The organism is Nocardia sp. NRRL WC-3656, from assembly GCF_000720265.1.
In the GTDB taxonomy this organism is placed as follows: Bacteria; Actinomycetota; Actinomycetes; order Mycobacteriales; family Mycobacteriaceae; genus Nocardia; species Nocardia nova.
On the sequence record NZ_JOJF01000015.1, the window covers coordinates 20,939 to 41,509 of the forward strand.

General features: G+C 67.4%; 19 protein-coding genes. 11 read left to right on the forward strand and 8 right to left on the reverse strand.

The genetic code is table 11. From position 1 onward, the window contains the following. Positions 1-110 precede the first annotated feature (110 nt). Positions 111-1,511 carry a lipase family protein gene (locus IG65_RS0119905; protein WP_369801568.1) on the forward strand — a complete coding sequence of 467 codons (1,401 nt, stop codon included), beginning with the start codon at positions 111-113 and terminating at the stop codon, positions 1,509-1,511. Between the two features lie 106 nt (positions 1,512-1,617). Here the strand turns inward: IG65_RS0119905 and IG65_RS0119910 are convergent, their stop codons facing one another. Beyond that, entirely contained in the window at positions 1,618-3,240 is a 1,623-nt protein-coding gene (locus IG65_RS0119910) for a succinic semialdehyde dehydrogenase (protein WP_051756534.1), read from the reverse strand. 136 nt (positions 3,241-3,376) lie between these two features. Here IG65_RS0119910 and IG65_RS0119915 point away from each other — a divergent pair, with 136 nt between their 5' ends. Further along, positions 3,377-4,198, forward strand: coding sequence for a crotonase/enoyl-CoA hydratase family protein (locus tag IG65_RS0119915; RefSeq protein WP_036525233.1), 822 nt, complete (start codon positions 3,377-3,379; stop codon positions 4,196-4,198). 120 nt (positions 4,199-4,318) lie between these two features. On the opposite strand, the gene IG65_RS0119920 is transcribed toward IG65_RS0119915, so the two are convergent. The 5 genes from IG65_RS0119920 to IG65_RS0119940 form a co-directional block, all read right to left on the reverse strand. Continuing rightward, the gene (locus IG65_RS0119920) at positions 4,319-5,086 is read right to left on the reverse strand and encodes an SDR family oxidoreductase (RefSeq protein ID WP_030516449.1); all 768 of its coding nucleotides are present in this window, start codon (positions 5,084-5,086) and stop codon (positions 4,319-4,321) included. Beyond that, on the reverse strand, positions 5,083-5,730 hold the full coding sequence (locus tag IG65_RS0119925; RefSeq protein WP_231509300.1) for an acetoacetate decarboxylase family protein: 648 nt from the start codon (positions 5,728-5,730) through the stop codon (positions 5,083-5,085). Before IG65_RS0119925 ends, IG65_RS0119920 begins: the two co-directional genes overlap by 4 nt. Positions 5,731-5,900: 170 nt before the next feature. Continuing rightward, positions 5,901-7,514 carry an acyl-CoA synthetase gene (locus tag IG65_RS0119930; RefSeq protein ID WP_030516451.1) on the reverse strand — a complete coding sequence of 538 codons (1,614 nt, stop codon included), beginning with the start codon at positions 7,512-7,514 and terminating at the stop codon, positions 5,901-5,903. Between the two features lie 45 nt (positions 7,515-7,559). Further along, a complete protein-coding gene (locus tag IG65_RS0119935; RefSeq protein WP_156055696.1) occupies positions 7,560-8,801 on the reverse strand; it encodes a hypothetical protein in 1,242 nt (413 codons plus the stop codon). A 5-nt stretch (positions 8,802-8,806) separates the two neighbouring features. Continuing rightward, complete coding sequence (locus IG65_RS0119940) at positions 8,807-9,355, reverse strand: nuclear transport factor 2 family protein (protein ID WP_030516453.1); 549 nt, start codon at positions 9,353-9,355, stop codon at positions 8,807-8,809. Positions 9,356-9,754: 399 nt separating this feature from the next. Here IG65_RS0119940 and IG65_RS0119945 point away from each other — a divergent pair, with 399 nt between their 5' ends. Genes IG65_RS0119945 through IG65_RS0119975 form a run of 7 tightly spaced genes read left to right on the forward strand, consistent with a single transcriptional unit; the run spans position 9,755 to position 16,578 of the window. Continuing rightward, positions 9,755-10,684: an NAD(P)-dependent oxidoreductase gene (locus tag IG65_RS0119945; protein WP_036525235.1), complete on the forward strand. Its 930-nt coding sequence runs from the start codon at positions 9,755-9,757 to the stop codon at positions 10,682-10,684. Beyond that, positions 10,674-11,102 carry a carboxymuconolactone decarboxylase family protein gene (locus IG65_RS0119950; RefSeq protein WP_030516455.1) on the forward strand — a complete coding sequence of 143 codons (429 nt, stop codon included), beginning with the start codon at positions 10,674-10,676 and terminating at the stop codon, positions 11,100-11,102. The genes IG65_RS0119945 and IG65_RS0119950 overlap by 11 nt, the downstream gene beginning before the upstream one ends. Before the next feature lie 14 nt (positions 11,103-11,116). Next, complete coding sequence (locus IG65_RS0119955; RefSeq protein ID WP_030516456.1) at positions 11,117-12,601, forward strand: FAD-dependent oxidoreductase; 1,485 nt, start codon at positions 11,117-11,119, stop codon at positions 12,599-12,601. Positions 12,602-12,627: 26 nt separating this feature from the next. Next, a complete protein-coding gene (locus tag IG65_RS0119960) occupies positions 12,628-13,488 on the forward strand; it encodes an LLM class F420-dependent oxidoreductase (RefSeq protein ID WP_030516457.1) in 861 nt (286 codons plus the stop codon). Between the two features lie 45 nt (positions 13,489-13,533). Then, the gene (locus IG65_RS0119965; RefSeq protein WP_030516458.1) at positions 13,534-14,793 is read left to right on the forward strand and encodes a glycosyltransferase family 4 protein; all 1,260 of its coding nucleotides are present in this window, start codon (positions 13,534-13,536) and stop codon (positions 14,791-14,793) included. Beyond that, complete coding sequence (locus IG65_RS0119970; RefSeq protein ID WP_030516459.1) at positions 14,787-15,518, forward strand: class I SAM-dependent methyltransferase; 732 nt, start codon at positions 14,787-14,789, stop codon at positions 15,516-15,518. The genes IG65_RS0119965 and IG65_RS0119970 overlap by 7 nt, the downstream gene beginning before the upstream one ends. Next, positions 15,505-16,578, forward strand: coding sequence for a prenyltransferase (locus IG65_RS0119975; protein WP_030516460.1), 1,074 nt, complete (start codon positions 15,505-15,507; stop codon positions 16,576-16,578). Before IG65_RS0119970 ends, IG65_RS0119975 begins: the two co-directional genes overlap by 14 nt. Positions 16,579-16,614: 36 nt before the next feature. Here IG65_RS0119975 and IG65_RS0119980 read toward each other — a convergent pair whose 3' ends face one another. Next, positions 16,615-17,301, reverse strand: coding sequence for a class I SAM-dependent methyltransferase (locus IG65_RS0119980; RefSeq protein WP_030516461.1), 687 nt, complete (start codon positions 17,299-17,301; stop codon positions 16,615-16,617). Positions 17,302-17,470: 169 nt separating this feature from the next. Between IG65_RS0119980 and IG65_RS0119985 the strand changes: the two genes are divergently transcribed. Continuing rightward, positions 17,471-18,037, forward strand: coding sequence for a TetR/AcrR family transcriptional regulator (locus IG65_RS0119985; protein ID WP_030516462.1), 567 nt, complete (start codon positions 17,471-17,473; stop codon positions 18,035-18,037). A gap of 28 nt (positions 18,038-18,065) precedes the next feature. Here the strand turns inward: IG65_RS0119985 and IG65_RS0119990 are convergent, their stop codons facing one another. Then, on the reverse strand, positions 18,066-18,557 hold the full coding sequence (locus tag IG65_RS0119990) for a glutathione peroxidase (RefSeq protein WP_030516463.1): 492 nt from the start codon (positions 18,555-18,557) through the stop codon (positions 18,066-18,068). 326 nt (positions 18,558-18,883) lie between these two features. Between IG65_RS0119990 and IG65_RS0119995 the strand changes: the two genes are divergently transcribed. Beyond that, on the forward strand, positions 18,884-20,500 hold the full coding sequence (locus IG65_RS0119995; RefSeq protein ID WP_030516464.1) for a GMC family oxidoreductase: 1,617 nt from the start codon (positions 18,884-18,886) through the stop codon (positions 20,498-20,500). The last annotated feature ends 71 nt before the right edge of the window (positions 20,501-20,571 follow it).

The following is a 20,571-nucleotide window of genomic DNA, read 5'->3' on the forward strand; positions in this document are numbered from 1 at the left end:
CCGCGCATCGCCGGCCGGCGTGCGACATTCTTGCGACGGCGATCACACCTGTGCCATAGTTCGCTGCATATGTGAGACGGAGCAGTCTCGCATTAGCAAAGGAGCCGAGTGTGACCGAATCCTGGACGCGCCGCATCCGCCGGACGACCTGTGTCCTCGCCGCGGCGGCGGCATTGACCGTTCCGGCCGCAGTGGTGGCTCATCCGCCGCACGCCGGCGCCGAACCCGCGCCGGTCGCACCCGTGGCCCCGATTCCGCTACCACCCGAGCTGGACCCGGGCTTCTACCATCCGGCACCGGAGATCGTCGCGGCGAAACAGCCCGGCGAGATCATCGCCGCGCGGCAGGTGCGGGTGGCCAATCTCGGGCTGATCCCGGTCAATGTCGACGGGTGGCAGATCTCGTACCGATCGAACGACAGTCGCGACCAACCGATCCCGGCGGTGGCGACGGTTCTGAAACCGCGCGGTTCGGCACCGGACAAACTGGTCTCGATGCAGATCGCCGAGGATTCCCTGGCCGGCTACTGCGCGCCCTCCTACGCGATCCAGCATTTCTCGGCCGGTCCGTTCCTGGGCCAGATCGTGGCCCCGGCCGAATTCGTGATCGCCCAGGGGGCGTTGCAGCAGGGCTGGGCGGTGGTGATTCCCGATCACGAGGGGCCGAACAACGCCTATGCCGCGGGCCCGCTCGCCGGCCGGATCACCCTCGACGGCATTCGCGCGGCCCGAGATCTCGAGCCGATGCGGTTGAGCCCGCAGACCAGGATCGGCCTCTACGGCTACTCCGGCGGTGCGATCGCGACCGGTCACGCGGCAGAATTGAAGAGCACCTACGCACCGGAGCTGAACATCGTCGGCGCGGCGGAGGGCGGGGTTCCGGCCGATCTCGGCATGACGCTGAAGGTGGCCAACGGACAGGCGACCTCGGGGCTGGTGCTGGCCGCCGTGATGGGCCTGACCCGCGAATACCCCGAATTCGCGCGTTTCGTCGACGAGCATATGGACCCATTGGGCAAGGGGCTGACCACGATTCAGAGCGGATTGTGCGTGCAGTACGTCAGCTCGCTGCTGCCGTTTCTGAATCTCGAAGGAATGTTGCGGGTTCCGGGCGATCCGCTTCAGCAGCCCGCGGTCGCCGACGTACTGGACGAAACCCGCATGGGCAAGTCGGTGCCGGATATGCCGATGTACATCTGGCAGGGCAACCCGGACGAGATCATCCCGGTCGGCCAGGTGAACAACCTCGTCGACACCTACTGCCGACAGCCTTCCACCACAGTGCAATACACCCGTGAACACTTCGCCGAACATGTCGCGACCGAGATCTCCGGCGGCGGCCCGGCGATGCTGTGGTTGCGCGACCGTCTCGACGGCGTACCCACGCAGCCGGGCTGCCACACCGCGGATGCGGGCTGGTTGTTGCTGGACCCCAACGGTTTCCAGATGCTGGCCTCGACCTTCGGCGAAACCTTCGCCTCGTTCTTCGGTAAGCCGATCGGCGTGAAGTAGGCCGCGCGCAGAGCTGCCGGCACAGCGTGGTGCCGGGTGATGGGAAGGGCCCGTTCGTCAAGGGGACGAACGGGCCCTTTCCGTGGAGATCGACGGCATCGGCCCGTCAGCGGATGCGCAGCCGGCGGCTCAGACGCAACGTGATGAGCGTGCTCTTGAGCTGCTTTTCGAACGGCATACCCGCCCGGGCCGAGAGCACCTGCTTCTTCTGCACGCCGACGTTGACCGTATCGGTGTACTTGAGCAGGCCCGCGTCGCCGTGCCGGGTGCCCACGCCGGACTGTTTGACGCCGCCCGAGGGCGTCATCTTCGCCGAATAGGTCGCGACGAAGCCGTCGTTGACGTTGACATTGCCCGCCTCGAGCCGGTCGGCGAGCTTCTCCGCACGAGCGAGATCCGAACTCCAGATGCTGGCGTTGAGACCGTAGGTGGTGGCATTGGCCTGCCGGACGGCCTCGTTCTCGTCGGTGTAGCGGTAGATGGTGACGACCGGGCCGAAGGTCTCGACGGTCGCGTGCTCCATCTCGGGGGTCACACCGGTCAGCACGGTCGGCTCGTAGAACGCCGGGCCGATGTCCGGGCGGGCCTTGCCGCCGGTCAGCACGGTCGCGCCCTTCGCGACGGCGTCGTCGACGTGCGAGGCCACCCGCCGCATGTGATCGACCGACACCAGCGAGCCGAATTCCGGGTCGGCGGTGTAGGAGGCACCCGCCTTCGACCCCAATTCCTCTGCCGCGGCGACGAATCGGCGCACGAACTCGTCGTGGATGCGATCGTGCACGTAGATGCGCTCGATATGCATACACGCCTGGCCGGAGTTGCCGTACACCGCGAAGATCGCACCAGGAATCACCTCGTCGAGGTTGGCGTCCTCGAGCACGATCATCGGGTTCTTGCCGCCGAGTTCGAGGCTGCAGCTGATGAGGTTGCGGCCCGCGCGCTCGCCGATGGTGCGACCGGTCGCGGTGGAACCGGTGAACATCACGAAATCGCTGTGGTCGATCAGGGTGGGCCCGACGTCGGGTCCGGTACCGCAGACGACCTGGATCAGATCGCGCGGCAGCCCCGCCTTGCGCAGCAGTTCGACGCCGTAGAGCGTGCACAGCGCGGTCTTGTTGTCCGGTTTGATCACCACGCCGTTGCCGGCGATGAGGGCCGGAATCGAATCGGAGATCGAGATCGCGAAGGGGAAGTTCCACGGCGCGATCACCGCGACGACGCCCTTGGGCCGATGCTGTTCGGTGGAGGTGGAGATGATGGGCATCGCGCCGCCGCGCCGGATCGGTTTCAGGATCCGCTCGGCATGTTTGAGGTAGTGGCTGATCACCATCACCGGATCGCACGATTCCTCGATGGCCATCCGGCGGGTCTTGCCGCAACCGATCTGAATCAGGTCCGCGATGGTGTCGAGTTCGGAGAGAATCAGCTCATGGGCCTTCTCGAAGACCTGCAGCCGGCGCTTGACCGGCCAGTTCGCCCATTCCCGCTGCGCCGCCCGAGCCTTGTCGGCCGCCGCGGCGACATCCTCGGGCGAGGACTGCGGCAGCTCACCGACGACCGCGCCGGTGTACACCTCGATCATGTCGTAGGCTTCGCGCTTCTCCCCCGCGGCGCCCGCGGTGATCAGCCCGGTGAGGCGGTCGATCAGCGTCTTCGTGATCCGCGGCGGCAACGTGCTCGCGCCGCTGCGCGAGGTCGCGTCCGCACCGCTGTGCGTGGTTGTCTCCATCAGCGCTCTCCATAACTTGCCGCCCGTGACGGCGGTCACCATCATTCAAACTAGAACACGTTATTGTTCTGTACAACGTTGCGGGGTAACTTCGTCCGCAAAACGCGAGTAATACCATGAGGAAAGTGGGTCGGCGATGACGACGGCAGCAACTGAAACAGGTAGCAACACGGAACCCCATGCGCTGCTGGAGCGACGCGGCGCCACTCTGATCGTCACCATGAACCGGCCGGCCGTCCGCAATGCGCTGTCGGCCGAGATGCTCGACCTGATGGTGCAGGCGTGGGACACCGTCGACAACGACCCGGAGATCCGCTCCTGCATCCTCACCGGCGCGGGCGGCGCGTTCTGCGCGGGCGCCGACCTCAAGGCGATGACCAAACAGGATCCGGCCAAGAATATGAGCGCCGGCGGCGCCTTCGACCCGACCAACATTCCGGGGCTGCTCAAGGGCCGCCGCCTGACCAAGCCGCTGATCGCAGCCGTCGAGGGCGCTGCCATCGCCGGCGGAACCGAGATTCTGCAGGGCACCGACATCCGCGTCGCCGGCGAGAGCGCGAAATTCGGTGTGTCCGAGGCGCGCTGGAGCCTGTTCCCGATGGGCGGCTCGGCCGTGCGACTGCCCCGGCAGATCCCCTATACCGTCGCCGCCGACATCCTGCTCACCGGCCGCCACATCACCGCCGCCGAGGCCAAGGAGTACGGCCTGATCGGCCACGTGGTGCCGGACGGGACCGCGCTGGACAAGGCGCTCGAGCTCGCCGAGAAGATCAACGCCAACGGCCCGCTGGCGGTGCAGGCGATTCTGAAGACCATGCGCGACACCGAGGGTATGCACGAGAACGAGGCCTTCAAGATCGACTCGCAGCTCGGCCTCACCGTCTTCCGCAGCGAGGACGCCAAGGAAGGCCCGCGCGCCTTCGCCGAGCGCCGCAAGCCCGAGTTCAAGGGCCGCTGATTCGGCCGCAACCCGGCTGCCGGCCGGGTGCGAGCAGGCCGAACACATCGTGCAAACCTCGGCGTGATTGCGAGAAAACTCGATTTCGAGCCGAGGTTTGCACGATCAGTTCGGGCACCGTCACAATTCCGGCTTCACCATCCGAGTGACCTGCTTGCGCAGGAAGTTCGGGGCGAAACGCCGCGCCAGCCACAGCGGCTTGGCCGGACCGGGGAAGATGAACAGTGGCGCCTTCGGGTCGGCTACCGCTCGCTCGGCGGCATCGAGCACCCGGTCCGGGGTGATGCCCTTCTGACCGGCTACCACTGCCTCGTTGGCGGCCCGAATGCCTTCCAGCAGCGGGGTTTCCACGATCGGCGGGCAGATCGAGATCACCCGCACCCCGGTCCCGTTCAACTCCTGGGCCAGCGCTTCGTGGTAGCAGACGACGGCGAATTTGGAGGCCGAGTAGGCGGCCAGGCCCGGCGAGGGCAGCCAGCCCGCCACCGAGGCGAACAGCACCAGCGTGCCGCGGCCCGCCTGCTTCATCTCCGGCACGATGGCCTGGCAGATATTGATCGTCCCGCCGTAGTTGATGTCCATCACCCGGCGCATTTCCGAAACATCGTGGGTCAGAGCCGAACCCACCCGGCACAGCGCCGCCGCGTGCACCACGTGCTCGATCGGCCCGAGGTCCGAGCGGACCTTGTCGACCACCGTGCGCACCGCCTGCTCGTCGGCGACATCACAGGTGTAGGTGCTCATATTCGGGGATCGGCGCGCGGTTTCGGCCAGGCCGGTCTCGTTGATATCGAGTGCGGCCACCCGATAGCCGCCGGCCGCCAGTCGCTGGGCCGCCATGCGTCCCATGCCGCTGGCGGCACCGGTCACCAGTGCTGTCTTGCTCATCGAACCTCCACCGCGTCTTCGAAAGTCATGCGCAGCAGTCCGATCCGGCTGCTGAAGAGTGCGCGCTTGGGCAACCCCAGGGCGCGCATCTGTTCGGCGACGGGGTGATCACCGAGTTCGATCCTGGTGCCGCCCAGCCCCATTCGCACCTGCGACGGATTCATCACCCACGGGGTGCGGCGCAGGACGCCGTCCATATGGGTGTAGGCGGCGATCGACGCACCGCCCATTCCACCCGGCGACGGCACGCCACCGGCGACCTCCATCGCCACCACCAGACGGTCGTCGATGCGCACCTCGCAGCGCTTGCCGCGACGCACCGGCGTGATCCGGATATCGGCGATCTCCTTGGGAAAGCCCCAGATCTCGCGGCCGGCGGCGCAGGTGAACGTCTGGTTCACCGGCAGCCAGGGAATGTAGACGCCGAGGTCCTTGTCGCGGCCGCGCACCATGAGGGTGAGGCCGAATTCGTGATAGGGACCGAGGTCGCCGTCCACGTAGCGCACGAAGACCAGCGAGCACACCCCGCGTCCGGCGACCGTGAGTGGTTCGAGTCCGGTCGGCGCCACGATCTCCCGGGCCGCCGCCGCGTCGACGAGAAATGTCGCCGCACAGGCGTCGGCGTCGCGGATCTCGACCGGCATCCTGACTTTTTCACCGAGTACGGAATGCACCGCTGTCATCCTCCAAGTAGAACACGTTACAGTCTGATTCGGCAGGCCCTCTCGACCGGGAAATCCCATTCACCGAGATCGCCCGGACACGACGGCGCCGAACGCCGCGGGCGCGACGTCCGGCGAGGATCCCGAGGGGTTCAGGAGCCGACGGTGTGGGCCGGCGGATGGGATTCGGCATGGGCTTTCGCCCACCGGTAGTCCGGCTTCCCGCTGGGCGTGCGCCCGACCGCGTCGACCACCCAAATGCTGCGCGGCAGTTTGTATCCGGCGAGATGCTTGCGGACGTGTGCCTCGAGGTCGGCGAAATCCAGCGGATCGGCGCTTGCCGGTGACACCACCGCCGCGACCTGATGGCCCCAGCGCTCGTGCGGAACTCCGATGACCACCACGTCGTAGACGCCCTCGTGGGCCTTTACGACGGCCTCCACCTCTTCGACGAACACCTTCTCGCCGCCGGTGTTGATCACCATGTTGCCGCGGCCGATCAGGGTGATGGTGCCGTCGGCCTCCACCCGCGCGCGGTCGTCGGTGATGACCATGCGGACGCCGTCGACGGTCTTGAACAGCTTGTCGGACTTGGTCTGATCCTTGTAGTAGCCGAGCGGCACCGACCCCTTCTTGGCCATCCAGCCCTCTTCGCCGGGCGCCACCTCCCGGCCCTCCTCGTTCACCACGACCGCACCGCGCCCGGTCTGCACGCGCGGCCCGCGGGACGGGTCGTCGTCCTTCTGCGCCACGCCGATGCCGCCGAATCCGGTTTCGGAGGAGCCGATCGAATCGGTGATCACCGCATGCGGGAACAACTCCAGCATCTCGTTCTTCACCGGCTGCGACAGCAGCGCCGCACCGGAGGCGAGGGCGACCATCGAGGAGGCGTCCACCGGCGACCGCCGATAGGAGTTGAGCAGCGGCCGCGCCATGGCATCGCCGGTGATGACGACGATATTCGCCCGCTGCCCCGCCACCACCTGCCAGACCCGGTCGGCGTCGAAACGCGGTTCGTAGACGACGGTGTTGCCCGACCACAGTGCGGTGAACGTGGGCATCAGCGCCGCGGCGTGGATCAGCGGCGGCAGGATCAGCCAGCGCAGCGGGTCGTTCTGCGAGCCGACCCGCGACTGTTCGAACTCGTCGGCCACCGGCACGTTGGTGTAGAAGTCGATGCCGCCGCCGAGCACCCGCCACATGTCCTCCTGGCGCCACATCACGCCCTTGGGCATGCCGGTGGTGCCGCCGGTGTACATCATGAACAGGTCGTCGGCGCTGCGCTCACCGAAATCGCGTGCGGCCGAGGCGCTTTCGAATGCCTCCGCGTACGGTGTGGATTCGCTGGGCAGCCCGTCGCCGCCCTGATCGTCGTCGACGACGAAGGCGTGGCGCAGCGTGGTCACCTGCGGACGCACCTGATCCACGACCTGTGCGTAGCACCGGTGGTGTACCACCGCCTCGAGGTCGGCGTTGTCGTAGACGTAGCGCAGTTCGTCCGCGCCGTAGCGGTAGTTGATATTGATCGGCACCGCCCGGATCTTGAAGGCGGCGATCAGGGTTTCCATCGTCTCGATGCTGTTGTGCATCTGGAAGCCGATGTGGCTGCCCTCCCCCAGGCCCACCGCGGCGAAGTGGTGGGCGAGCTGGTTGGCGCGGCGTTCCAGCTCCTGATAGGTGACCCGGCGCTCGCCCTGAATCAGCGCCACCCGATCCGGCATGGCGTCCACGGCGTGCTCGAACAGGTCGGCGAAATTGTTCGGCATATCTGAGATCTCTCGTCGGTAGCGGCGGTTCGGGACTGAGGGCGGTCAGACGACCGTCAGCGGCAGCGACTGCCGGGGTGCGAAGTGGAACTCCGCCCCGGTGCTGAACCGAGTGATCGCCACCTCCGGCGACTCCCGGAAAGGCGTTGCAGCAGCGGTGATCTCGACCACGAGTTCGCGCTCGTCGCCCTCGCGGGCGTGCACGTCGAATCGCGGATTCACCCCGCGCACCATGGCCGCCAGCGGCTCCAGATGTTCGGCGTCGACGGCGGCCGGCCAGCCGCCGTCGCGCACACCGGGACTGTCGCGGGCGATGCGCAGGATCGCGGAATCGTGATAGGCGTCGACCTGCATGTCGACGTAGGGCAGCGGATTCCACGCCGGATGCACCCGCAGCACCTGGGCCAGATCCTCGAAGCCGGTACCGAGGCCCAGTACCGCGCGCAGGCGTTCGGAGGTGAGCCCGGCGATCCCGGTGAACTGTTTGCGCGCGATCGTGGCGGTGGTCTCCGCGTCCGCGCGCTCGCCGACCGCGATCAGGAATCCGAGGTTCAGCAGATGCTGCTGCAGGCACACCTCGTCGGCCATCCGGACCAGCGCCGAATGCGAGAAGTCCGCGAAGTCGATATCGCTCAGCAGTGGCCCGCGGTAGTCGGACCGGCCCGGACCCCCGGCTTCGATCGGCGCCAATTCGAGGTCGACAGCGGCGAATTCGGCCATGCGCGCCGCATTGCGCGGGACCGAGGGCGGTTCGTTGGCCGGGTCGATGCGAACCGTCCACGCGCACACCGGCACCCGATCGGCCGGCTGCCGGGGCGGCCGGTGGATCGGGCGCACCTGCGCATGCGGATTGGTGGCCAGCGCGGTCGCGTCGAAGGTGGGGTCCTCGATGGTGTGGCACATGGCCACCACGTAGTCCTCGCCCATCGGCTCGACGTCGGCGAGCGCACCGCAGTGGTCGAGCCAGAATTCGCCGTTGTGGTCGTCGTCGACCCGGAACCGGAAGTCCATGAACTGCGGCGGCGCGCCGATATCCAGTTGCAGCCCTTTGAATATCGTGACGACGCCGTCGCCGGGGATATCGAGGGCCGCGCGCATCCTGCGGGTGTAGATCGGACTGGCCAGCTGCCATTCCTCGATCGCCACCTCGGCCATCCCGTCACGTCCGAAGGCGCCGATCGAATGCGCCATTCCCGAGCGATCGATGAGATGCCCGCACAGCAGCAGTTCGGGCACCAGCGCCGCCAGCTGCTCCCGGCTGAGTGTGGCGAAGCGACTCGCGGGCATCGCGCTCACCACAGCGGGACCGGCGACTCGCCGATCTTGTACCAGCCCGGCAGCGGTCCCGCGCCCGAGCGCTCGATCCGCTTCTGCATCCCCTCCGACAGCGCGTTCGCGGTGATCATCTCCACGAACAGCGCCGAGACGTTGCCGAAGTCGAAAAAGTCACGCTGCCAGGACCATTGGAAGTTGCCGCCGTAGCGGAACCAGCTGCCGCCGATGCCCTCCGGGCTGTAGTGGCGGCCGTCGGGGCGGGTGTTCTCGTTGACCTGCTTCCACAAGCCGATCACGTTGCCGCTGCGCTCGTCGACGACGAATTCCTGGTACGGGTAGGTCCAGCCCTCGAGGCCGTCCATCTCCTGTCCCAGCGCCAGTTCGCGGATCTCGTCGCGGCCCACCGCCATGAATTCCTGGGTCGGTCCGTAGTTCCAGCCGTAGGTGGCGTCCTCGGTGTACATGTCGGCCAGCGGCCGCCAGTCCCCCGCCGCCTCGCAGCGTTCGTTCTCGACCACCCAGCGGCGGACCATCTCGTCGAGTTCGTCCCGGGAAAAACCGGACATCGCAGCTTCCTTCACATTCTGTGTCGAGGGCCGGCGCCGATATCCGGCACGGCCTGATCCGGGCGGTCACCGGGCTGCGGCGACCGCGAACGTCGTGGTCCGTCAGCCCGTTTTCGAGAACGAGTTCAGGCCGGGATATCCCTCGCGGACAGGCGCGAAAGACACATCGCTGGACATGTGTCTGGACGGTACCACCGCAATCGGGGACCGACAATGGATCGGCCATTTTTGCTACGAAGAAGCGGACGTTCGACCAGGGTGCCGGCAACCGTCCACGCCGTGGTCGGCGCTGGTTCCGCCGCCTTGACACAACCGCGGAATTGAAACAAGTTCTTGCGCCAAGATCAGAGTCGAACCTATAGTTCCGTACACGTGTCCAGACAGCATCGAAAGGTACCCATGAGCGGGTCCACGAACGACAGCACCAGCGCTGCGGGCTTCATCGGCCTCGGCAATATGGGTGCGCCGATGGCCGAGCGGCTGCTGAAGCGCCCCGGCGGCCTCGTCGTCTGCGACACCCGGGCCGAGGCCGTGCAGCCGTTCGTCGACGGCGGCGCGGAGCCGGCGAAGACGGCGGCCGAGGTCGCCGAGCGCGCCGGGGTGATCTCGGTGGTCGTCCTCAACGACGAGCAGGTCCGATCCGTGGTCACCGGTCCGGACGGCCTGCTGAGCGCCGCGCGCCCCGGCACGGTGATCGCCGTGCATTCGACCATCAGCGACCGGACCGCCGTAGAACTGGCCGGCATCTGCGCCGAACACGAGGTGGACTTCGTCGACGCCCCGGTCAGCGGCGGCGGCGCGGGGGCCAAGAAGGGGTCGCTCGCGGTCATGGTGGGCGGCAGCGACGCCGCCTTCGAGAAGGTGCGCGAACCGTTCGGCTACTGGGCCGAACTGGTGGTGCACGCGGGCGAGGTCGGCGCCGGCACCCGGATGAAACTGGCCCGCAACCTGCTGCATTTCGTCTCGTTCACGGCCACCGCGGAGGCGCAGCGACTGGCCGAGGCGGCCGGGCTGAACATCGTCGACCTGGGCAAGGTGGTCCGGCATTCGGATGCCATCACCGGCGGGGCGGGCGCGATCATGCTGCGCGATACCACCGCACCGGTCGCGGTGGACGACTTCTGGCATTCGATCTTCACGCATACCCGCGATCTGGGTGAGAAGGATCTGTCGCTGGCACTGGCCCTGGGCGAGCGACTCGGTGTCGAGTTGCCCTTCGCCCGAATGGCTTTGAGCGGACTCGGCGACGGGCTCGGCGTCGGTCCCGGCGATATCTCGCGGGCCGCGCGGACAGCCACCGACACTTCCGAGGAGAGCAATGAGCGCTGAAACCGACGGCCTCACCCCCGAGCAGCGTCGCGCGCGCGGGGTGGCCAAGATGGGCGAGGTCTACGGCTGGGAGATGTCCGACGGACCCGGCGCGCATTTCGCCGTGACGGCGGACCATCTGTTCGCCGACATCTGGAGCCGCCCGGAACTGTCCGTGCGTGATCGCCGCCTGCTGCTGCTCGGCGCGCTCACCGCGCAGGGCCACCTCGACGTCACCGAGATCCAGGTCAGCGCGGCCCTGCGCAACGGTGAACTGACCGAGGAGCAGTTGCGCGAGATCGCGATCTTCCTGTGCCACTACACCGGCTGGGCCGCCGGGACGAAACTCGACAGCGTCGTCGGCAAAGTCGTGGCCGCCGAAAAGAAGGCCAACGAGAAAAAGGCCGCCGCCCGAGCCGCCGAATCCGCCGAGAAGTGAGGAACGAACCCACCATGTCCGACACCCTGGGTGTACGCCCCCAGCCCGCCGCCGACATCACCGACTGGGACTACGAGGCCGATGTGGTGATCGCCGGATACGGCATCGCCGGCGTCGCCGCCGCGATCGAGGCCGCCCGGGCCGGTGCCGACGTGCTGGTCCTCGAGCGCACCGGCGGCTGGGGCGGCGCGGCCTCGCTGTCGGGTGGATTCATCTATCTGGGTGGCGGGACTCCGCTGCAGAAGGCGCTCGGCTTCGAGGACACCCCGGAGAACATGGAGAAGTTCATGCTGGCCGCCCTCGGGCCCGGCGTGGACGAGGCCAAGATCCACGACTACTGCCAGGGCAGCGTCGAACACTTCAACTGGCTTGTCGCCCAAGGTGTTCCGTTCAAAGAGGAGTTCTGGGGCGAGCCGGGCTGGGAACCCCCGCACGACGAGGGCCTGATGTACTCCGGCGGTGAGAACGCCGCGCCGTTCAAGGACATCGCCACCCCGGCGCCGCGCGGGCACCTGCCGCAGATGCAGAACAAGCGCATCGGCGAGCAGGGCGGCGGCTACATGCTGATGAAGCCGCTCACCGACACCGCCGAATCCCTCGGTGTGCGAGCCGAATACGACATCCGGATTCAGCGGCTCGTGGTCGCGGCCGACAATCGCGTCGTGGGCGTGGTGGCCAAGCGCTACGGCAAGGAGATCACCGTGCGCGCCCGTCGCGGCGTGGTGCTGGCCACCGGCAGCTTCGCCTACGAGCAGCGGATGATCGAGGGCTACGCGCCGCGACTCATCGGCCGGCCCGCCGCCGCGATCGAGGAACACGACGGCATCGGCATCCGGGTCGCCCAGGCACTCGGCGCCGAACTGGCGCATATGGACGCCACCGAGGTCGCCTTCTTCGGCGATCCGCAGATGATGGTCCGCGGCATTCTGGTCAACGGCCGCGGTCAGCGCTACATCGCCGAGGACACCTATCCGGGCCGGATCGGCCAGGCCACGCTGATCCAGCAGGACAACCAGGCCTACCTGATCATCGACGAGGCCGCGCTCGAGGAAGCGCTGAAGACCGAGTCCAGCACCCCCTTCTTCCGCCAGCCCCCCACCTGGGCTGCGGAGACGGTCGAGGAACTCGAAAGCGATATGGGCCTGCCCGCGGGTTCGCTGCAGGCCACCGTCGAGGTCTACAACCGGCACGCCGAATCCGGCTCCGATCCGCTGCTGGGTAAGAAGCCGGAGTGGGTGAAGCCGATCGGGACGCCGGTGGCCGGATTCGATATGCGCAACTTCACCGCCGGATTCACCCTCGGCGGTCTGCGCACCGATCTGGATTCCCGGGTCATCCACGTCACGGGCGAGCCGATCCCCGGCCTGTACGCCGCGGGCCGCTGCACCTCCGGTGTCTGCGCGGGCGGCTATGCCAGCGGCACCTCCCTCGGCGACGGCAGCTTCTACGGTCGCCGCGCGGGCCGCGCCGCCGCCAACGACGGTCCGGCCTCGAGCTGATGCCCGACCGAACCGAAAGGAACACCATGCGTTTCGGCATCGTCCTGTTCACCAGCGACCGCGGCATCCGGCCGGCGGTCGCGGCCGAGGCCGCCGAGGAGCGCGGCTTCGAGTCGTTCTTCGTGCCCGAGCACACCCACATCCCGATCAAGCGGGAGGCGGCACATCCGCTGACCGGCGACGAGAGTCTGCCCGACGACCGGTACATGCGCACCCTGGACCCGTGGGTGGCGCTGGCCACCGCGGCGGCGGTCACCGAACGCATCGAATTGTCCACGGCGGTGGCACTTCCCACCGAACACGATCCCATCACGCTGGCCAAGACCATCGCGACCCTGGACCATCTGTCCGGCGGCCGGGTCAGCGTCGGCGCCGGATTCGGCTGGAACACAGACGAACTCGCCGACCACGGCGTGCCGGGCAACAAGCGCCGCACGGTGCTGCGCGAGTACCTCGAGGCCATGCGAGCGCTGTGGACCGAGGAAGAGGCGAGCTACGACGGCGACTTCGTGAAGTTCGGCCCCAGCTGGGCGTGGCCGAAGCCGGTACAGGCGAAGGTGCCGGTGCTGATCGGCACCGCGGGCACCGAACAGGGTTTCCGCTGGATCGCACGCTCGGCCGACGGCTGGATCACCACCCCGTACGAGACCCATACGCTGCTGGAACGCCTGCAGCTGCTGACCAAGGTGTGGCAGGAGGCCGGCCGCGAGGACACCCCGCGGGTGGTCGCCCTCGACGGCAAACCCGACACGCAGCGGCTCACCGAATGGAGCGCCGCCGGGGTGACCGACGTACTGTACGGACTGCCGGACAAGTCCGAAGCCGAGGTGCTGGCCTATCTCGACCGCCTGGCCGGCAAGCTCGCGCCCCTGCGCGCGAGCGCCTGAACCACCACCGCGACCTGGCGCCTGAACAGGAAGTGAGCCGAAGACGTGCGTATCGCCCTGCTGTCCTACCGCAGCAAGACCCACTGTGGCGGGCAGGGGGTGTATGTCCGGAAGTTGAGCCACGGCCTGGCCGAACTCGGCCATGAGGTCGAGGTGTTCTCCGGTCAGCCCTACCCGGAACTGCTCGATCCCCGGGTGAAGCTGACCGAGGTGCCGAGCCTGGATCTGTACCGCGATTCCGATCCGTTCCGCACGCCGCGGCCCGGGGAGATCCGCGACCGCATCGACCTGCTGGAGCTGGGCACGATGTGGACCGCCGGATTCCCCGAGCCGCGCACGTTCAGCCTGCGCGCGGCACGGCTGTTGCGTTCGCGCGCAGCGGATTTCGATGTCGTGCACGACAACCAGTGCCTGGGTTCCGGACTGCTCGACATCGCCCGCCGGGTGCCGCTGGTGGCCACCATCCACCATCCGATCACCCGCGACCGGGCCGTCGATCTGGCGGCCGCGCCGTGGCGGCGCAAGGCGTTCGTTCACCGCTGGTACGGGTTCCTCGGCATGCAGCAGCGCGTCGCCCGGCTGATTCCGGATCTGATCACCGTCTCCTCGACCTCGGCCGCCGATATCGCCGACGACTTCGGCGTCGACGCCTCCCAGTTGCGGGTGGTCCCGCTCGGCGTCGACACCGAACTGTTCCGGCCGCGCGAGCGTCGCGTACCGGGCCGGATCGTGGCCGTGGCCAGCGCCGACAAACCACTCAAGGGCATCTCTCACCTGCTGCAGGCGCTCGCGCGGCTGCGGCTCACCCACGACGTCGAATTGCAACTGGTGGCCAAGCTGGAACCGAACGGCCCCACCGAGAAGCTGATCGCCGAACTGGGCATCTCCGATATCGTCACGGTGTCGAGCGGACTGTCCGACGAGGCACTGGCCGAACTGCTGGCCTCGGCGCAGATCTCCTGCATTCCGTCCATGTACGAGGGTTTCTCGCTGCCCGCCGTGGAGGCGCTGGCCAGCGGCACCGCCCTGGTCGCCAGCCGGGCCGGCGCACTGCCGGAGGTGGCGGCCGACTGTGCCGAACTGGTGGAGCCCGGCAATGTGGACGAACTGACCGGAATCCTCGGGAAATTGCTCGACAATCCGCGTCGCATCGACGACCTCGGCGCCGCCGGGCGCCACCGCGCACTCACCGTCTTCAGCTGGGAAGCCGTGGCAGCCCAAACCGTTTCGGTGTACGAACGCGCCATCGCCCGCCGCCAGGGCACCGACCTGACCGCCGATACACAGGAGGCGAACGTATGCTGACCGTCGATTTCGACCGCTTGGGAATCGGTCCTGGCCTGCGGGTCATCGATGTGGGATGCGGGCAGGGTCGCCATTCCTTCGAGGTGTATCGGCGCGGCGCCGATATCGTCGCCTTCGATCAGAACGCCGACGATCTCGCCGATGTGAAGGTCATGTTCGGCGCGCTGGCCGAGGCCGGCGAGGCCCCCGATTACGCGCAGGCCGAGACGGTCCAGGGCGACGCGCTGGCCCTGCCCTTCGAGGACGGCGAATTCGACGTGGTCATCGCCTCCGAGATCCTCGAGCACATTCCGGCCGACGACGGCGCGATCGCGGAACTGGTGCGCATTCTGAAACCCGGTGGGGCCCTGGCTATCACGGTGCCGCGCTGGCTGCCCGAGCGGATCTGCTGGCTGCTCTCGGACGAATACCACGCCAACGAGGGCGGTCACGTGCGCATCTACCGCGCCGACGAACTGCGCGGCAAGGTCGCCGCACGCGGCATGCGCTTCATCCACAGCGAACACGCGCACGCGCTGCACGCCCCGTACTGGTGGCTGAAGTGCCTGGTCGGCGTTGACAAGCCCGATGCCCGGCCGGTGCAGCTGTATCACCGGATGCTGGTGTGGGACATGATGAAACGGCCGTGGCTGACCCGTGTCGCCGAATCGGCCCTGGACCCGGTGATCGGCAAGAGCGTCGCCCTGTACTTCACCAAGCCGGCGGTGTCCGGTGCGCGCCGCTGAGCTGCCCTCGATTCCCGGCGTCCTCACCGCCCGGCAGTGCCTGGCCACCGCGGAATCCATTGCCGCACAACAGCACAGCGACGGCGCCATCCCGTGGTTCCGGGGTGGGCACACCGATCCCTGGGACCATGTCGAGTCGGCGATGGCGCTGACGGTGACGGGTCTGTACGACGCCGCGCGCGCCGCCTACGCCTGGTCGGCGGACACCCAGCGCGCGGACGGCTCCTGGCCGTCGCAATTTCGCGGCGACGTCGTCGAGACCGCCGATACCGACACCAATTTCTGCGCCTACATCGCCACCGGTGTCTGGCACTACTACCGCTGCACCGGTGATCGGCGCTTCGTGGACGCGATGTGGCCGACCGTGCGCGCGGCGATCGACTACGTCATCTCGTTGCAGCAAGGACGCAACGGCGAGATCTATTGGCTGCAGACCGAACAGGGCATCCTGCCCGAGGCTTTGCTGACCGGCTGCTCGAGCATGTTCCACAGCATCGGCTGTGGGCTGGCGATCGCGGAACTGCTCGGCCTCGCCCAGCCGGAATGGGAGGTCGCGGCCCTGCGCCTCGGCCACGCACTGCGGCATCATCCGGAAGCCTTCGCCGAGAAGGACCGGTATTCGATGGATTGGTACTACCCGGTGCTGGGCGGGGCGCTGCGCGGAGAGGCGGGACATGCCCGGATCGCCTCGCGCTGGAGCGATTTCGTCGTCGGCGAGATCGGCATTCGCTGCGTCTCCGACCGGCCGTGGGTAACCGGCGCCGAAACCTGCGAACTGGCACTGGCGCTGGACACCCTCGGCGATTCCGATCGCGCGCTGCGCCTGCTGGCGAGTATCCAGCACCTGCGCGAGGACGACGGATCCTATTGGACCGGACTGGTTTTCGCCGACGGCAAGCGCTGGCCGGAGGAGCGCACCACCTGGACCGGTGCGGCGGCGGTGCTGGCCGCCGACGCGCTGACCCGCACCACCGGCGGCAACGGGATCTTCCGCGACCTGGTGCCCGGGGCGGATATCGCGACCGGTCTCACCTGCGACTGCGTGCGTTCACCCAGCTGAGCCGGCCGCGACCTCATCGCTTCCGCTTCGGCCGTTTCAGCCCTTACCGCCGCACCCCGTGCCGCGCTCGAGCAACCGCAGCGATCCGATGGCCGCGACTTCGCGGAAATTGCCGCTGTCCAACGCCTTTCGGTACATGTGGTACGGCGCCTGCCCGCCGTCGGCCGGATCCGGGAAGACGTCGTGGATGGCCAGCACACCACCGGCCGCCACCCAGTGCGCCCAGCCGTCGTAATCGCGCTGGGCCGCGGCCTCGGTATGCCCGCCGTCGATGAACAGCAGCCGGATCGGGCTGCGCCAGTGCTTCGCCACGGTCGCCGAGGGGCCCACGACGCCGACCACGGTATCGGTCAATTCCGCGCGCACCATGGTGCGGCGGAATGTGGTGACGGTGTCGAAGCGGCCGGTTTCGGGATCGACCAGCGAGGTGTCGTGATATTCCCAGCCGGGCTGATGTTCCTCGGACCCGTGATGATGGTCGATGGTGTAGACGGTGGCGCCGGTTTCGCGGGCCGCCGCGCCGAGATAGATCGCCGACTTACCGCAGTAGGTGCCGATTTCCACGATTATCCCGTCGCCCGCGTAGCGCCGGGCGGCCTCGTAGAGCGCGCGTCCCTCCTCGACCGGCATGAAGCCGATCGCCTGCTCGGCCAGCTCGAACAATCGGCGAGTATCCGCGGAAATTTCGGATTCCGCGGGAATTATCGAATCGGCACGAGTCATCAGAAGAACACCTTTCGGAAATCATCTCTCGATACTTTGCGAGCGGATGCGATATTTTGTGATTTGCGACTGTATCCGCTTCGGCAACGGGTATGCGAGTTGCTTTCGAAGCTTCACTACAGTAGCATCCAGACACGTGTCCGATCCCATTTCCACCGAGCCTACACCGGTGAATATGGAGGCAACTCGCCGCCGCCTCACCGAGAAGCAGGCCGATACCGTCGACCGGCTGACCAAGGCCGCGCTGGAAGTTCTGTCGCGTGAGGGCTTCGCCGGTCTCACCGTGCGCATGGTGGCCGCGGCCGCCGGAGTGGGTACGGCCACCGCCTACACCTATTTCTCTTCCAAGGAACACCTGGTCGCCGAGGTCTTCTGGCGGCGACTGGCCGCCGATGCGCCCCCCGAGCCGGAGGCGGGCGCCGACCGGACCACCCGGGTGGTCGCCGTTTTGCGCCAGATCGCGATGCTGGTCGCCGACGAACCCGCGCTGGCGGGCGCGGTGACCAGCGCGCTGCTGGGCACCGATCCCGACGTCGCGCATTTGCGCCTGCGCATCGGGACCGAGATCCGGCGGCGCCTGCTGGACGCGCTGGGCCCGGACGCCGATCCCGATGTGGTGGAGACGCTGGAATTGCTTTATGCCGGCGCCCTGGTTCGCGCCGGCGTGGGTTACGCCTCGTATGCCGAAATCGCGGACCGGCTGGAGAAATCGGCCCTGCAGGTGCTGCGGGACTGAATACGCGATTTCCGGCGGCGTCCGGAAATTACGGCAATACCGCTTCGATCGCCGCGACCACACTCGGATCCTGCGGTTCGGTGCGCGGACGGAAACGACCGACGACCTTACCGTCACGATCGATCAGGAACTTTTCGAAATTCCATTGAATATCGCCGGCATCGCCTTCGGCATCGGCGGTCTGCACGAGTTCGCGATACAGCGGATGCCGGTCGTCACCGTTGACGTCGACCTTGGCCAGCAGCGGGAAATCCACCCCGTAGGTGGTCGAGCAGAACTGCTGGATCTCCTCGGCGGTGCCCGGTTCCTGTCCCATGAACTGGTTGCACGGCACGCCGACGACGCTGAATCCGCGTGAGCCGTAGGCCTGCTGCAGCGCCACCAGTCCGGTGTACTGCGGTGTCAGACCACATTTCGAGGCGACGTTGACCACGAGTAGTGCCTTGTCACCGGCGAGTTCGGCGAGGGTCGCGGGTTCACCGGCGAGCGTCTGTACGGGAATTTCACGAATATCGGTCACAGTCGAAATGATAGGTGGAATCTCGGCCGCCGCGAGGGCGACTTCCGCCGCCGGACCCGTCCGCCGACGGGCCGAGGGGAGTTGGCGAACCCTCGTCACCACCTCTCCGCGTCGACGAAGAACTGCAACCTGTTCTATGATGTGACGTGAACAACATCCCTGGTCATAGCCAGGAAGTCGCTCCCGGACCGCGTCCCGGAGATCATTTTTCCCCAGCGCGCGTCTTCACCATTATTAGAACTTGTTCTACAGTGAGCTGAGGCACGCTCCCGCGCCGAGCGGAGCCGCGATCAGCCGCTACCACTTCGAAGATGAGGTAACCGAACATGACCGACACCAGCGCAGCCGATTACATCGTCATCGGCGCGGGCAGCTCCGGTGCCACTGTCGCGAGTCGGCTCGCCGAGCAGGGCGCCAGCGTCATCCTGCTCGAGGCCGGCCGCAAGGACAACACCAAGTTGGTCACGGTCCCGGGCATGATCACGACGGTTCACACGGTTCCGCAGCTCAAGCACCAGGTCACCTGGTCGCAGTACTCGATTCCGCAGAAGCACGCCGCCGAGCGCCGGGTACCGATGACGCGCGGCAAGGTGCTGGGCGGTTCGAGTTCGGTCAACGGCATGCTCTTCGTGCGCGGCAACAAGGCCAACTTCGACTCCTGGGCCGCCGAGGGCTGCGAGGGCTGGAGCTACGAGGACGTGCTGCCTGCCTACAAGCGCCTGGAGAACTGGGAGGGCGGCGCCAGCGAGCTGCGCGGTTCCGGCGGTCCCATCGAGGTGACGCGGCAGAAGGAACTGACCCCGATCGCCCAGGAGTGGATGGAGGCCGCGGCCGAAACCTTCGGCGTCCCGGTCATCGAAGACTACAACGGTGAGTCCCAAGAGGGCATCAGCATCTTCCAGCAGAGCGTGCGAGACGGCTTGCGCTACAGCTCCTCTCGCGGCTTCATCACCAACCGCCCCAACCCGAATCTGAAGGTCGTCACCAAGGCGCACGTGGCGCGCGTGGTGATCGAGAAGGGCCGCGCCACCGGCGTCGAGGTCATCGAGAAGAAGGGCCGCCGGATCATCCGCGCCGAGAAGGAGGTCGTGGTCTCCGGTGGCGTGATGGGTTCCGCGCACATCCTGATGCTGTCCGGCGTCGGCCCCGCCGGGCACCTGCGCGACCTCGGCATCGAGGTCAACGCGGATCTGCCGGTCGGCCAGAACCTGCACGACCACCTGTTCGTGCCGATGACCTTCATCTCGAAGAAGGCGCTGCACCGCGGCATTCCGTCGCATTTCGCGGCCGGTTTCCTCAAGGAACTGCGCAGCCCCGGCAGCTCCTGGTTCGGGCGCACGGTCTTCGAATCCGTGGGCTTCGTGCGGACCTCGTCCGCCAAGGACATCCCGGATATGCAGATCCACACCCTGCCGTGGAGCTACCCGACGCCCAACCAGGACGAGGACAAGCTGCACATGGTGGACAAGCGGGAGGCGCTGACCATCTTCCCGACCCTGATCTACCCGAAGAGCCGCGGCGAACTGCGCCTGGCCTCCACCGACCCGCTGGCCTCGCCGCTGATCGACCCGGGCTACCTCTCGGACCCGGCCGATATGGACTTCCTGGTCGAGGCCATCGGCATGATCCGCGAAGCCGCGGCGAACAAGGCGATCGCCGGCGACATCACCGAGGAGTTCTCCCCCGGCCCCGCGTTCACCGACGAGACCGCGCTGCGCCGCGAGCTGCCGATGCGGATCCACTCGGTCTACCACCCGGTCGGCACCTGCCGGATGGGCGTGGACGAGCGCGCGGTCGTCGACCCGCAGCTGCGGGTGCGCGGCATCGAGGGCCTGCGGGTCGCCGACGCCTCGATCATGCCGAGCATCACCGGCGGCAACACCAACGCGCCGTGCTACATGATCGGTGAGAAGGCGGCCGAATTCATCACCGCCTCTGCGTAATTCACCTCGTTCTGTCGGCCCCGGTTCCGATCATCGATCGCAACCGGGGCCGTCGTTTTCGCGGTGCCAGA

Bases quoted from the DNA above. Each gene is read 5' to 3' on its own strand.
- IG65_RS0119910 (WP_051756534.1), bottom strand. From the start codon at position 3,240: ATGGAGACAACCACGCACAGCGGTGCGGACGCGACCTCGCGCAGCGGC.
- IG65_RS0119915 (WP_036525233.1), top strand. From the start codon at position 3,377: ATGACGACGGCAGCAACTGAAACAGGTAGCAACACGGAACCCCATGCG.
- IG65_RS0119920 (WP_030516449.1), bottom strand. From the start codon at position 5,086: ATGAGCAAGACAGCACTGGTGACCGGTGCCGCCAGCGGCATGGGACGC.
- IG65_RS0119925 (WP_231509300.1), bottom strand. From the start codon at position 5,730: ATGCCGGTCGAGATCCGCGACGCCGACGCCTGTGCGGCGACATTTCTC.
- IG65_RS0119930 (WP_030516451.1), bottom strand. From the start codon at position 7,514: ATGCCGAACAATTTCGCCGACCTGTTCGAGCACGCCGTGGACGCCATG.
- IG65_RS0119935 (WP_156055696.1), bottom strand. From the start codon at position 8,801: ATGCCCGCGAGTCGCTTCGCCACACTCAGCCGGGAGCAGCTGGCGGCG.
- IG65_RS0119940 (WP_030516453.1), bottom strand. From the start codon at position 9,355: ATGTCCGGTTTTTCCCGGGACGAACTCGACGAGATGGTCCGCCGCTGG.
- IG65_RS0119945 (WP_036525235.1), top strand. From the start codon at position 9,755: ATGAGCGGGTCCACGAACGACAGCACCAGCGCTGCGGGCTTCATCGGC.
- IG65_RS0119950 (WP_030516455.1), top strand. From the start codon at position 10,674: ATGAGCGCTGAAACCGACGGCCTCACCCCCGAGCAGCGTCGCGCGCGC.
- IG65_RS0119955 (WP_030516456.1), top strand. From the start codon at position 11,117: ATGTCCGACACCCTGGGTGTACGCCCCCAGCCCGCCGCCGACATCACC.
- IG65_RS0119960 (WP_030516457.1), top strand. From the start codon at position 12,628: ATGCGTTTCGGCATCGTCCTGTTCACCAGCGACCGCGGCATCCGGCCG.
- IG65_RS0119970 (WP_030516459.1), top strand. From the start codon at position 14,787: ATGCTGACCGTCGATTTCGACCGCTTGGGAATCGGTCCTGGCCTGCGG.
- IG65_RS0119980 (WP_030516461.1), bottom strand. From the start codon at position 17,301: ATGACTCGTGCCGATTCGATAATTCCCGCGGAATCCGAAATTTCCGCG.
- IG65_RS0119995 (WP_030516464.1), top strand. From the start codon at position 18,884: ATGACCGACACCAGCGCAGCCGATTACATCGTCATCGGCGCGGGCAGC.